This is a genomic window from Pseudomonas lini, assembly GCF_030812475.1.
GTDB classification, from domain to species: domain Bacteria; phylum Pseudomonadota; class Gammaproteobacteria; order Pseudomonadales; family Pseudomonadaceae; genus Aquipseudomonas; species Aquipseudomonas lini_A.
This window is the reverse complement of record NZ_JAUSSR010000016.1, coordinates 89,360-101,766: the sequence shown is the minus strand read 5'-3', so window position 1 is coordinate 101,766 and position 12,407 is coordinate 89,360. Positions and strand designations below refer to the sequence as shown.

Sequence of the window (12,407 nt, the reverse complement as noted above, 5' to 3'; positions counted from 1 at the left end):
GAGAGTACTAACCTCAGGCCATGCCCCTTATCTCCCAGTTGCTGACAGTCATGCTTTTTACTTGCCTGAGCTTTGCCGCTCGGGGCGAGAAACTGCGCATTGTCACAGAACCCTGGGCGCCATACGTGTATGAAGAAAACGGCAAAGCCCTGGGCCTGGATTACGAAACCACGGCAATTGTCTTCAAGCGCCTGGGTATAGAAGTCGACTGGCAGTTCCTGCCGTGGAAACGCTGCCTGTCGATGCTCGAACAGGGGCAGGCGGACGGCGCACTGGATATTTTCCACAGCGAGGAACGCGACGCGACCCTCCTCTACCCTGGCGAACCCCTCTCGGAAGTCGAGTTCGTGATGTTCTATGCCAACGCGCGGCCCCATCCATTTCAGACCTTGGAAGAATTGCGTGGCCTGACCGTCGGCACCTCGCCAGGGTATCTGTACAGCTCGGATTTTCGGGAATCAACGCTATTCACCCGGGAGCCGGCACCGAGTCATGAGGCCAACTTCGGCAAACTGGTGCGCGGACGGATCGATCTGCTGATCACTGACCGCCGCGTCGGCCAGCATTTGCTCGACGAACTGAACATTCGCCACAAGATCACGGAAAACCCGGTCGTCATAAGCCAGCAAAGCCAGTTCCTGGCGGTGCGTCGCAACGCGGGCATGGACCTGCTGGTACAGCGCTTCGGCGCCGAGCTCAAGCGCTTCAAGCGCGAGCCCGCCTACGCTGAATTGAGCGCCCGTTATGGTGCCGACCCGGGGACCGGGGCAAAGGCCGTCAAGGCCGCGGTCATGCACAAGAAAACCGTTGAGCAGCAGGAAAGCGGCGCGCAGTGATTGCTCTGTTATACTCCGGCCTTCCCGCCAGGCTCACGCCCGGACGCTCGGACTCGTTCAAGGCATCTCGACCCCGCTACAGCGCAGCTTTCAGCCCGCGCGAGCGCTCCAGATGAGCCTTCGAGGCCCAGCAGGACCGGACGGGATTGCGTCCCCTTAAACGCCATTCGCGCCAGGCAAGACTCCCATTGGGCCAAGCCCTAACTAAAACAGGATTACTCATGTCCTTTGCTTCCCTCGGTCTCTCCGAGGCTTTAGTCCGCGCCATCGAGGCAGCGGGCTATACCGAGCCTACTCCGGTGCAACAGCGGGCCATTCCCGCCGTGTTGCAAGGTCGCGACCTGATGGTCGCGGCACAGACAGGTACTGGTAAAACCGGCGGCTTCGCCCTTCCGATCCTGGAACGGCTGTTCCCCAACGGTCATCCGGACAAGTCCCAGCGTCACGGCCCGCGTCAACCGCGCGTGCTGGTCCTGACCCCTACCCGCGAACTCGCGGCCCAGGTGCACGAAAGTTTCAAGGTCTATGCCCGTGACCTGAAGTTCGTCAGCGCCTGCATCTTCGGCGGCGTCGGCATGAACCCGCAGGTTCAGGCCATGTCCCGCGGTGTCGACGTGCTGGTGGCCTGCCCCGGCCGCCTGCTCGACCTCGCCGGCCAAGGCAGTGTCGATCTGTCCCACGTGGAAATCCTCGTACTGGACGAAGCCGACCGCATGCTCGACATGGGCTTTGTCCATGACGTGAAGAAGGTCCTGGCCCGCCTGCCGAGCAAACGTCAGAACCTGCTGTTCTCGGCGACCTTCTCCAAAGACATCACGGACCTCGCCGGCAAGCTGCTGCACAATCCCGAACGCATCGAAGTCACGCCGCCGAACACCACGGTCGAGCGGATCGAACAGCGCGTGTTCCGCCTGCCAGCCAATCACAAGCGTTCATTGCTGGCGCACTTGATCACCGCTGGCGCCTGGGAACAGGTGCTGGTGTTCACTCGCACCAAGCACGGCGCCAACCGTCTGGCCGAATACCTGGACAAACACGGTCTCACCGCCGTCGCCATCCACGGTAACAAGAGCCAGAACGCCCGCACCAAAGCCCTGGCCGACTTCAAGGCCGGCGAAGTGCGGATCCTGGTCGCCACCGACATCGCCGCGCGCGGCCTCGATATCGACCAGTTGCCACACGTGGTCAACTTCGAACTGCCGAACGTCGACGAAGACTACGTGCACCGTATCGGCCGTACTGGCCGTGCCGGTCGCTCGGGCGAGGCGATCTCGCTGGTGGCCCCGGACGAAGAAAAACTGCTGAAAAGCATCGAGCGCATGACCCGGCAGAAAATCGCCGACGGCGACCTGATGGGCTTCGATTCCAGCGCGGTGGAAGCCGAGAAACCTGAAGTGCGCGAGCGTCCGGACGTGCGTAACCCGCGCAATCCACGTGGCCCGCGCGGCGACGGTCCGAACGGCACTGGCGGTGGCGGCGGTCGTAAAGACAAAGGCAAGGACAAGGGCGGCAAGGAAAAACCTGCGGCCGCTGGCCGTGGCGAGCGTCCGGCCCGTGAACAAAAGCCACGCGAAGGCACCCCGGCCCGCGAACAGCAGCGCCCGGCCCCCCGCGCCGCCGCTGATCGTGCTCCGGACGAGTTCCTGGACGACGATATCGATAATTTCGGCAATCGCGTCGACTACGTGCCTCAAGCCAAACCGGCCCAAGGCCGCGGCCGTCGTCCGGGTGCTCCGGCACCAGGCGCGGCAGCTGGCGCAGGCGCTCCGCGCGGCGGCAAGCCACAAAGTCGCCCGAGCGGTCCGCGCAGCAGCGACGGCGCCACCACCGGTACGCCACCGGCCAAGCGCAGCGGCCCGCGCAATGGCGCTCCACGTGACGGCCAGGCCCGTCGCGAAGAGTCCCGCAACCGCCGCCCGGCCCGTAGCGACGACAAGCCGCTCTCGGAACCGGCCGTGCAAAACCCTCGCGGTCCAGCGCCGAAGATCATTCACAAGGAGTCGAAAACCGATCGTTTCCCGACACCTGAGCAACTTGATCAACTGCCAGGCCGTCCGCGCGGCGAGAAACCAGCGTTGCTGACACGCAATCGCTGATGTAACGCTGCCATAAAAAATGCCCCGGATTTCACGATCCGGGGCATTTTTGTTTTCTAGGGTAGGCACAAATATTGAATCCACCAAAGATCAAATGTGGGAGCGGGCTTGCTCGCAAAGGCGGCGGGTCAGTCGACATCAATGTTGAATGTTCAACCGCATTCGCGAGCAAGCCCGCTCCCACAGTGGATTTGCGGTGGCCATGCGGATTGCGCCAGGCAATAAAAAACGCCCCCGATCGCGAGATCGGGGGCGTTTTTGTGTCAGGCGCGAATGTTACTTCGCTTTCACACCTTCAAACGAAACGTACAGCTCGACTGCATCGGACTGTGCGCCCAGATCTTTCTGCTTGCCGAAGTCCGAACGCTTGATGCTGGTGGTGCCTTCGAAGCCGGCACGGTAGCCGCCCCATGGATCCTTGCCTTCACCCAGGAAAGTGGCCTTGACCACGATCGGCTTGGTCACACCGGCGATGGTCAGATCACCCGCCACGTCAGCAGTGTCTTTACCCGCAGCGTTTTTACCTGTGGTTTTGACGCCGGTGGAAACAAACGTGGCTTTGCCGAATTTGCTCGCGTTCAGGAAATCGCCGCTGGCGATGTGCTTGTCGCGCTCGGCATGGTTGGTGAACACGCTGGCGGTGTTCACGTTGAACTCGATCTTGCTGTCTTCCGGCTTGGCAGCGTCGAAGCTGAACTTGCCGTCGATATCCTTGAAGGTACCGGTGATGTAGCTGTAACCCAGGTGGCTGATCTTGAAGTCGACGAAGGCGTGCTGGCCTTCCTTGTCGACAACATAGTCGGCAGCCATTACGTTTGCGGACAGCAGAGCGGAACCGATTGCCAGAGCGGCGAGCGACTTTTTCAACATGCTTTCTATTCCTTTGGAGTCGAGGTTAAACTTCAAGCTTTGCGGCCCAGCATTCGTGTCAGGGTCGCATCACGATCGATAAAGTGGTGCTTCAATGCTGCCAACGCATGGAGGCCGGAAAAAATTACCAGCACCCACGCCAGATAGAAATGAATCACACCGGCGGTGTCTGCCTGGTCCGGTAGTCCGGACACCAGCGCAGGAACTTCAAACAGGCCAAACACCGGGATCCCGACACCGTCTGCGGTGGAAATCAGGTAACCGGCAATCATCACTGCAAACAGACTGAGGTAGAGAAACCCATGGCCGAAGCTGGCGCCGATGCGCGTCATCCGGCTGTAGCTTTGCAATGCCGGCGGCGGTGGGCTGATAAAACGCCACAACACCCGTAGCAGCATCACGGCCAACAGCACCAGGCCAATGCTCTTGTGCAGGTCCGGCGCGTCTTTGCGCCAGGTGTCGTAGTAGTCGAGACCGACCATCCACAAGCCCATCGCAAACAGGCCGAAGACGGCCAGCGCCACTGCCCAGTGCATGAAGATGCTGACCCAACCGTAGCGCGAAGACGAGTTACGTAGCTGCATTGCCCAAATCCTGTAAGAACTGCGATCAAGACTATCGAGTTATCTATCGATTTAAAGCGGAAAATTTCGCTTTGAAATATCGAGAAATACGATGAAGAGTATGAAACAGGTGAGTTAAGGAAGGATTAAAGGCGAATTTGTGGCCGGATGTTAGTGGCTGGCGGGATTTTAAAGCGGCGCCTGTGCGAGCCCCTTCGCCGGCAAGCCGGTCTCGCTCCCACAGTGGATCAGCGTGAACACAAGATTGGTGTCCACCACAGAACCCTGTAGGAGCTAGCTTGCTCGCGATGGACTCAAGAGCGCCGCGTTTAACCAGCAAACACGCGTTATCGTTAACGACCATCGCGAGCAAGCTTGCTCCTACAGGTGCCGCATTCGCTTCACTGACTGGCATGCCTCAGCGGCTAAAGCCTTCTGACCGGCTTGGCCGTCACCGCATTAATTATGGAGGACTGAAGGGGGCTGCAAGCAATCATGGTGGTACGGATCTATCTGGCATTTGTGGGCTAGTTCAGTGCCATGATTTGTTGTCATTGGACGACCATCTGCACAACCAGATACGGCTATCAATATTATTGTTGCTGCCAGTGCTTTCATGATGCTCTCCAGTTTTTTGAAGAACATAGAATTTAAGATCAGGCACTATCTATCATTTCGATCTGATTCCTTTGTGGGAAGCATCTGATAAATCGCTGAGGCGTGTAGGACCCGGATCGTGGATTGCGCGAATGCTGCCCCTGTAGGAGCGAGCTTGCTCGCGATGGACTCAAGAGCGCCGCGTTTAACCAGCAAACACGCGTTATCGTTAACGACCATCGCGAGCAAGCTCGCTCCTACAATTTCCTCAACTAACCGGCATTAGGCCCTCAAGCCGCGCTTTTTTACGCCTGAACGTTACTGAGCCTTAGCCTCAGTGGTCGTCGCCGGTTTGGCCGCTGGCTTCTTTGCCAGTTCGGCCTTTTTCGCTGGTGCCTTGGCCGGTGCTTTTTTCGCCTCGGTCTTGGCTGCCGGTTTCTTCGCCGGGGCTTTGGCCGGCGCTTTTTTGGCCGGTTCGGCTTTCACTGGTGCCGCCGGTTTTGGTGCTTCAACCGCAGCAGGCGCAGGAGCCGGAACTGGCGCTGGAACCGGTGCCGGAGCAACCGGAGCCACTGGCACTGGCGCTTTTACCGGTGCAGGTTTGTCATCCGAACCACCAAACAGGTTACTGAAGAAGTTGCCCTTCTTCGCCGCCACTGCACCAGCCGCCACGGCGGTCGCTGCCGGAACAACCTTCGCAGGCTCGAAGGATTTGCCCGCCGCCAGGTCTTCAACCTGGCTGGCCGCACGCTGCCCCGTGCGCAAGGCACCTTCCAGGGTGCCCGGGTACAAGGTGTCCGTGTGTTCGCCAGCGAAGGCTACTCGCTGGATCGGACGCTCCCACAGGCGCCAGTACTTGCTGATCTGTCCCGGACCGAAGGCCAGGTAAGCGCCGCCCATCGACGGGTCGGTGCTGTAGCGACGGATTTCATAACCGGTGAACGATCCGCGCGCCTGTGGATAAAAAGCGTGCAGGCGGATCAATACCTGATCGGCCATCTGCTTGTCGCCGAAGGCCTGCATGACGCGGGCGTTGTCGCCGGACAGGTTGATCACCACGTTGGCGCCACCCTTCAGCGCCGGCTCGACCCACAACATGCCCAGACCGGTGTTGCTGTAGATTTCGCCAGACATGCGCGCCTTGCTTTCCCACACTGGCGTCTTGAACTTGAGCAGGATCTGGTCGCGCCAGCCGTAGTTGGTGCCTTTAATGGCGGCCAGGTGCTGGGCATCCAGCGCCGGGGTCATCTGGATCTTGTTCAGGGCGCGCAACGGCACGGCCACGACGACGTAATCAGCCTGATAACCGACGCTGCCGACTTTGACGGTCACGCCGTCCTTGTCCTGGATAATCGCCGAGACCGGGGCGCTGGTCTTGATGGTTTTCAGTTGCTTGACGAAAGCCTGGGCCAATACCGGGCTGCCACCGAGCAGGCGCGACGCGCGCAGGTCTCGGTCGGAGATGCCACGGTACACCCGGCTCTGCTGGGCGAAGTACAGCAGCGACAGGCGCGAAGGCTCGTCATAGCGGGTACGGATCTGCTGGTTGACCAGCTGACGGGCGGTCGCTGGCAACGTCAGCCGATCGAGCCAGTTGGAAACGTTGATCTGATCCAGGGCATGCAGCGTGCTGTTTGCCGCCGGGTTCTGCGGGTCTTCGATCGAACGCGCCAGATCGTCCAGAGTCTTTTCGTAGCGTTTGAGCGCGTCGGCGGTGGTCGGGTCCTTGGTGGCCAGGTCGGCCGCGGTGTAATACACGCCGTCGATCAGGTAGCCCGGCGTGCGCACGAATTCAGGGGCTGGCGTGATGCCCAGCTTGAAGGTCGAGACGTACTTGTTCAGCACCGGCTGAGTCTTGTCGTTGCCGATCCACTCGCTGGTGGCCATGCCGGAGCGGCCGCCCAGGCTCGGCTTGGCTTCCAGCAACGTGACCTGCCAGCCTTTGTTCTGCAGCTCATAAGCGGCCGTAAGGCCCGACAGGCCGCCGCCGATCACGATTGCCGTTTTATCCTTGGCCAGCGCGGACACGCTGAACAGCCCCAACATCACCAGCGCACAGGCGCGCAGCCAACCAGCAGACATTCAGAGAACTCCGGAAATATACGAGGAAATAGCGGTTTTACGAGTCAGGGGACCCAAAGAACCGCGAAGAATACGTCAGCCATCAAAACGCCGCCACTGACGTCTACCGTCCTATACAAAGTAGCTCAAACTACACAATGGGTTGTCCCCGTGACGCGCATTGCATAGGCTTGCCCGATTGTTTGCCCGCGCCTGTCGCGAGCCGCCTCGAGGAGACTGAACATGGGCCTGAATAATCAGTGGATGCAACGCGATCTCGCGGTGTTGTGGCATCCCTGCACCCAGATGAAAGACCACGAACAGCTGCCGCTGATCCCGATCAAGCGCGGTGAAGGCGTGTGGCTGGAAGACTTCGAGGGCAAACGCTACCTTGATGCCGTCAGCTCCTGGTGGGTCAATGTGTTTGGCCATGCCAACCCGCGGATCAACCAGCGCATCAAGGATCAGGTCGATCAGCTGGAACACGTGATCCTCGCCGGCTTCAGCCATCAGCCGGTGATCGAGCTGTCCGAGCGCCTGGTGAAGATGACGCCGGAGGGCCTGACACGATGTTTCTACGCCGATAACGGCTCGTCCTGCATCGAAGTCGCGCTGAAAATGAGCTTTCATTACTGGCTCAACCGCGGCCAGCCGAACAAGAAACGCTTCGTTACCCTGACCAACAGCTACCACGGCGAGACCATGGCGGCGATGTCGGTGGGCGATGTGCCGCTGTTCACCGAAACCTACAAGGCCTTGCTGCTGGACACCATCAAGGTGCCGAGCCCCGATTGCTACCTGCGCCCCGAAGGCATGAGCTGGGAAGAACATTCACGCAATATGTTCGCCGCCATGGAACAGACCCTGGCCGAGAACCACGACACCGTGGCCGCAGTGATTGTCGAGCCGCTGATCCAGGGCGCCGGGGGTATGCGCATGTATCACCCGGTGTACCTGAAGCTGTTGCGTGAAGCCTGCGACCGTTATGGCGTGCACCTGATCCACGACGAAATCGCCGTCGGCTTCGGTCGCACCGGGACGATGTTCGCCTGCGAACAGGCCGGCATCCGCCCCGACTTCCTGTGCCTGTCCAAGGCCCTGACCGGCGGTTACCTGCCGCTGGCGGCCTGCGTGACCACCGAAGATGTCTACAGCGCGTTCTATGACGACTACCCGACCCTGCGCGCCTTCCTGCATTCCCACAGCTACACCGGCAATCCCCTGGCTTGCGCGGCGGCATTAGCGACGCTGGACATCTTCGAAGAAGACAATGTCATCGAGAACAACAAAGCCCTGGCCCAGCGCATGGCGTCCGCCACCGCACATTTGGCCGATCACCCGAACGTCTCGGAAGTGCGCCAGACCGGCATGGTGCTGGCCATCGAGATGGTCAAGGACAAGGCCACCAAGGAAGCTTATCCGTGGCAGGAACGTCGCGGCTTGAAGGTGTTCCAGCATGCGTTGGAGCGCGGAGCTTTGCTTCGTCCGTTGGGCAGCGTGGTGTATTTCTTGCCGCCGTACGTCATTACGCCAGAGCAGATCGACTTCCTCGCGGAAGTGGCCAGTGAGGGGATCGACATCGCGACCCGTGACAGCGTCAGCGTTTCGGTGCCGAAGGACTTTCATCCGGGGTTTCGCGATCCGGGTTGATTGAATTCACTTGAGCTTGTGGGTGCCTGGACTGCCGCCTTCGCTGCGGTGCGGCGATCCGACAAGCCAGCTCCTACAGGTAAGATGTCGTGCACACAATTTGCGGTAACCACAAATCCTGTAGGAGCTGGCTTGCCAGCGATAAGGTCGGAACGACCTTCAGATGATTGACACCTTTTCCAGAGAACCCGCATGAGACTGTCCCGCTTCTTTATCGACGCCCCCCTGAGCACCGGCGAGCACGAGCTGCCCGAAGCCCAGGCCCATTACATCAGCCGCGTTCTGCGCATGACTGAGGGCGACGCGTTGCAACTGTTCGACGGCTCGGGCCACGAGTTTCGCGCAACACTGGTAGACGTCGGCAAGAAACGCGTCGTGGTGCAGATCGATGAAAGCTTTGCCGGGCAAGTGGAGTCACCGCTGCAAATCCATCTCGGCCAGGGCCTGTCCCGTGGCGAGCGGATGGACTGGGCCATTCAGAAAGCCACCGAACTGGGTGTCACTGAAATCACCCCGATCTTCAGCGACCGCTGCGAAGTCCGCCTCAAGGATGAACGCGCCGACAAGCGCCTGATGCACTGGCGCCAGGTGGCGATCAGTGCATGCGAGCAATGCGGGCGTTCACGGGTGCCGGTCATTCATCCGCCGCTGCTGCTTGCAGACTGGTTGAAGCAGACTCAAGCAGAATTGAAGCTGGTGCTGCATCCGGTGGCCGAGCCGTTGGTGAGTCATGCAAAGCCCGCGACCCTGGCGTTTCTGATCGGGCCGGAAGGTGGGTTGTCGGATGCCGAGGTTGATCAGGCGCAGTCCGCCGGGTTTCATGCCGCCCGCCTCGGCCCTCGGGTGTTGCGCACAGAGACTGCGCCGGTGGTGGCGCTAGCGGTGGCCCAGCAGCTTTGGGGTGACTTCTAGGCAGCCTTCGCTGGCAAGCCAGCTCCTACAGGCCCGGCGCTGTAGCTGTGGGAGCGAGCTTGCTCGCGAAGAACCGGAGAACTCCGTGGGGTGTCAGGTTTCCAGCGTTATCGTTGACGACCTTCGCGAGCAATCGAGCGTCGACCGGCTGCTCCTACAGGACATAAAACATTATCGCCACAAAGTGCAGCAGACTCCCGGCGATCACGAACAGATGCCAGATCCCATGCGCATGCCGCAGTCGGTGATCCAGGGCGAAAAAGACAATCCCCACGGTGTACAACACCCCACCCGACGCCAGCCAGGCAAACCCGGTGCCGCCCAGCGCCGCGAGCAAGGGCTTGACCGCCACAAGCACGATCCAGCCCATTACCGCGTAAATCACGATCGACAGGATCCGCGCCTCCGAACGCGGCTTGATCTCTTGCAGGATGCCGATCAGCGCCAGCCCCCAGACAATGCCGAACAACGTCCACCCCCAGGGCCCGCGCAGGGTCACCAGGCAGAACGGCGTGTAGCTGCCGGCGATCAGCAAGTAGATCGAAAAGTGATCGACCTTCTGCATGATCTCTTTCTTGCGTCCGCGAACGCTGTGATAAACGGTCGACGCGCTGTAGAGCACCAGCAAGGTGAAACCGTAGATCGCCACGCTGACGATTTTCCACGGGCTGCCATCCATGCCGGCGATCACCAGCATCCATACCACCCCGACGCACGCCGCTACCGCGCCGACCAGATGCGTCCAGGCGTTCAATCTTTCCCCGTGATACATGCGTTGCTTACCTCGAAATTAGTTGCAACATCGCGCAAGGCTCAGGCCTTGAGACTAAAAGCGCAATGTTTCAGCACGCAATCGCCCCCTGTAGGAGCCGACTTGCTGGCGAAGGCGGCGGCACATCCGGCAGAGGTGTTGGCTGATAGGACGCCTTCGCTGCGGTGCGGCGATCCGACAAGCCAGCGCCTACAAAGGCAGCAAGCGTGAACCTAGGGAATTGGGCACAATCGAGCCATTCGAACAAGAGTCACGCCACATGCTGATTGACGAAGAGTTGACCCTGAAAAAACTCGAAGTGTTCCTGGCCTTCATGCGCACCGGCAATCTGGCCCGGGCCGCGGCCGAATTGCAGACCAGCAACGTCAGCGTGCACCGGGCGATCCACTCCCTGGAAAGCGCCCTGCGCTGCCCGCTGTTCAAGCACGAAGGCCGTAACCTGACGCCGCTGGAAAGTGCTTATGTGCTGGAAGAACGGGCGCAGAAGCTGATCCAGGACGTGCTCGAAAGCGTGCGCCTGACCCGTGAGGCGGCCGGGTTTTCCGCTGAACGCTTCAAGCTCGGCTCACTGTATTCACTGACGGTGAAAACCGTGCCGCAGCTGATCATGGGGCTGAAGATTCGTCGCAGCGAACTCAACATCGATCTGATCCTCGGCTCTAACTTCGACCTGTTGTACAAACTCAAGAACATGGAGGTCGACGCGATCCTGGTGTCCCTGGACGAGAGCATCAACGACCCGGATTGCGAACAGATCCCACTGTTTTCCGACGACATCTTTCTTGCCACACCGGCCGATTCGAAGTTCGCCCAACGGACCGAAGTGGATCTGGCCGAAGTGCGCGACGAGACGTTCATTACCCTGACCCAGGGCTTTGCCACGCATCAGGACGGCAAACGGGTCTTCCAGCAGGCGGGGTTCGAGCCCAAGGTGGCGATGCAGGTCAATGACATCTTCACCTTGCTGAGCATGGTCAGTTCGGGGGTGGGTTATGCGTTGTTGCCGGGGCGGATCGCGGCGGTATACGAGAACCGGGTGAAGCTGATTCCGCTGCAGGAGAAGTATCGGTTGCAGCAGCACATCGGGGTGGTGTTTCTGAAGGCCAAGGAGAGGGATCCGAATCTGCTGGCGTTGCTGGCGGAGTGTCGGATGTATGCCAATCGCCAAATCTGAAACCGCGTCGCGGCCTTCGCCGGCAAGCCGGCTCCTACAGGAGTACGCATTCCCCTGTAGGAGCCGGCTTGCCGGCGAAGGCGTCGGAACAGTCAGCAAACACCCCGCGGTTTACCCCACAATCCCGCGAACGATGAAGTACAACAACGAAGGCCCAAGCAAACACCCAAGCCCGGTATGGAAAGTCGCGGTCAACGCGCCATAAGGCACCAACCGCCGATCCGTCGCCGCCAGCCCGGCTGTCACGCCACTCACAGTGCCCGCCAACCCGCCGAACACCATCGCCGAACGCGGGTTATCCAGGCCCATCCAGCGCGCCGCCATCGGTGTGCCGACCATCACCAGGATCGCCTTGATCAAACCGGTGGCAATCGACAGCGCCATCACATCCGAGCTGGCACCAATCGCCGCTCCGGTCACCGGCCCGACGATGTAGGTCACCGCGCCAGCGCCGATGGTGGTCATGCTGACCGCATCGCGATAACCGAACGCCCAGGCAATGCTCGCCCCGACGACGAACGGCAAAATCGTGCCGAGCAACAGGGCAATGACACCGATCAACCCGGCTTTTTTCGCTTCGGTGGCCTGCACTTCAAAAGCCGTGGCCACGATCGCAAAGTCCCGCAGCATCGCACCGCCCATCAAGCCGATACCGGAAAACAGCGTCAGATCCGCCAGGCCCTTTTGCCCGCCTGTCATGGTGCCGCCGACCCAGGCCAGCACCAGGCCGATGACGATGGCAATCGCCGAACCATGGATGCGTCCGAACGTCAGGCGTTTGGACAAGATCACCGACACCCACATGATCACGCCAACAAAGGCGAACGCTGTCACCAGACCGTTATGTTCCAGACCTTTTTCGATGAGATCCCACAT

10 protein-coding genes are annotated in these 12,407 nt (G+C 60.4%); 5 read left to right on the top strand and 5 right to left on the bottom strand.

The genetic code is table 11. The features are described 5' to 3' along the window. Nucleotides 1-20 precede the first annotated feature (20 nt). Both J2W17_RS26440 and J2W17_RS26435 read left to right on the top strand, forming a co-directional pair. The gene (locus J2W17_RS26440) at nt 21-836 is read left to right on the top strand and encodes a substrate-binding periplasmic protein (RefSeq protein ID WP_307341682.1); all 816 of its coding nucleotides are present in this window, start codon (nt 21-23) and stop codon (nt 834-836) included. A 221-nt stretch (nt 837-1,057) separates the two neighbouring features. After that, the gene (locus J2W17_RS26435; protein ID WP_307341679.1) at nt 1,058-2,932 is read left to right on the top strand and encodes a DEAD/DEAH box helicase; all 1,875 of its coding nucleotides are present in this window, start codon (nt 1,058-1,060) and stop codon (nt 2,930-2,932) included. A gap of 276 nt (nt 2,933-3,208) precedes the next feature. On the opposite strand, the gene J2W17_RS26430 is transcribed toward J2W17_RS26435, so the two are convergent. From J2W17_RS26430 to J2W17_RS26415, 3 genes are all read right to left on the bottom strand, one after another. Further along, the gene (locus J2W17_RS26430) at nt 3,209-3,802 is read right to left on the bottom strand and encodes a YceI family protein (protein ID WP_307341676.1); all 594 of its coding nucleotides are present in this window, start codon (nt 3,800-3,802) and stop codon (nt 3,209-3,211) included. Between the two features lie 32 nt (nt 3,803-3,834). Then, nucleotides 3,835-4,386, bottom strand: a complete 552-nt coding sequence (locus tag J2W17_RS26425) for a cytochrome b (RefSeq protein ID WP_307341674.1) — start codon at nt 4,384-4,386, stop codon at nt 3,835-3,837. Between the two features lie 894 nt (nt 4,387-5,280). Further along, nucleotides 5,281-7,044, bottom strand: coding sequence for a flavin monoamine oxidase family protein (locus J2W17_RS26415; protein WP_307341671.1), 1,764 nt, complete (start codon nt 7,042-7,044; stop codon nt 5,281-5,283). Between the two features lie 222 nt (nt 7,045-7,266). Between J2W17_RS26415 and J2W17_RS26410 the strand changes: the two genes are divergently transcribed. Continuing rightward, on the top strand, nt 7,267-8,673 hold the full coding sequence (locus J2W17_RS26410; RefSeq protein ID WP_033060427.1) for an adenosylmethionine--8-amino-7-oxononanoate transaminase: 1,407 nt from the start codon (nt 7,267-7,269) through the stop codon (nt 8,671-8,673). Nucleotides 8,674-8,865: 192 nt separating this feature from the next. Next, nucleotides 8,866-9,585: a 16S rRNA (uracil(1498)-N(3))-methyltransferase gene (locus J2W17_RS26405; RefSeq protein ID WP_307341666.1), complete on the top strand. Its 720-nt coding sequence runs from the start codon at nt 8,866-8,868 to the stop codon at nt 9,583-9,585. Nucleotides 9,586-9,739: 154 nt separating this feature from the next. Here J2W17_RS26405 and trhA read toward each other — a convergent pair whose 3' ends face one another. Then, nucleotides 9,740-10,357, bottom strand: coding sequence for a PAQR family membrane homeostasis protein TrhA (trhA, locus tag J2W17_RS26395; protein ID WP_307341663.1), 618 nt, complete (start codon nt 10,355-10,357; stop codon nt 9,740-9,742). Between the two features lie 259 nt (nt 10,358-10,616). Here trhA and J2W17_RS26390 point away from each other — a divergent pair, with 259 nt between their 5' ends. Beyond that, the gene (locus J2W17_RS26390) at nt 10,617-11,531 is read left to right on the top strand and encodes a LysR family transcriptional regulator (RefSeq protein WP_307341661.1); all 915 of its coding nucleotides are present in this window, start codon (nt 10,617-10,619) and stop codon (nt 11,529-11,531) included. A 111-nt stretch (nt 11,532-11,642) separates the two neighbouring features. Here the strand turns inward: J2W17_RS26390 and madM are convergent, their stop codons facing one another. Then, nucleotides 11,643-12,407 (bottom strand): malonate transporter subunit MadM, encoded by a 765-nt coding sequence (gene madM, locus J2W17_RS26385; RefSeq protein ID WP_307341658.1) that lies wholly within the window; start codon nt 12,405-12,407, stop codon nt 11,643-11,645.

Excerpts from the sequence above, each read along its gene's own strand:
- J2W17_RS26440 (WP_307341682.1), top strand. The coding sequence starts at position 21 with ATGCCCCTTATCTCCCAGTTGCTGACAGTCATGCTTTTTACTTGCCTG.
- J2W17_RS26435 (WP_307341679.1), top strand. The coding sequence starts at position 1,058 with ATGTCCTTTGCTTCCCTCGGTCTCTCCGAGGCTTTAGTCCGCGCCATC.
- J2W17_RS26430 (WP_307341676.1), bottom strand. The coding sequence starts at position 3,802 with ATGTTGAAAAAGTCGCTCGCCGCTCTGGCAATCGGTTCCGCTCTGCTG.
- J2W17_RS26425 (WP_307341674.1), bottom strand. The coding sequence starts at position 4,386 with ATGCAGCTACGTAACTCGTCTTCGCGCTACGGTTGGGTCAGCATCTTC.
- J2W17_RS26415 (WP_307341671.1), bottom strand. The coding sequence starts at position 7,044 with ATGTCTGCTGGTTGGCTGCGCGCCTGTGCGCTGGTGATGTTGGGGCTG.
- J2W17_RS26410 (WP_033060427.1), top strand. The coding sequence starts at position 7,267 with ATGGGCCTGAATAATCAGTGGATGCAACGCGATCTCGCGGTGTTGTGG.
- J2W17_RS26405 (WP_307341666.1), top strand. The coding sequence starts at position 8,866 with ATGAGACTGTCCCGCTTCTTTATCGACGCCCCCCTGAGCACCGGCGAG.
- trhA (WP_307341663.1), bottom strand. The coding sequence starts at position 10,357 with ATGTATCACGGGGAAAGATTGAACGCCTGGACGCATCTGGTCGGCGCG.
- J2W17_RS26390 (WP_307341661.1), top strand. The coding sequence starts at position 10,617 with ATGCTGATTGACGAAGAGTTGACCCTGAAAAAACTCGAAGTGTTCCTG.
- madM (WP_307341658.1), bottom strand. The coding sequence starts at position 12,407 with ATGTGGGATCTCATCGAAAAAGGTCTGGAACATAACGGTCTGGTGACA.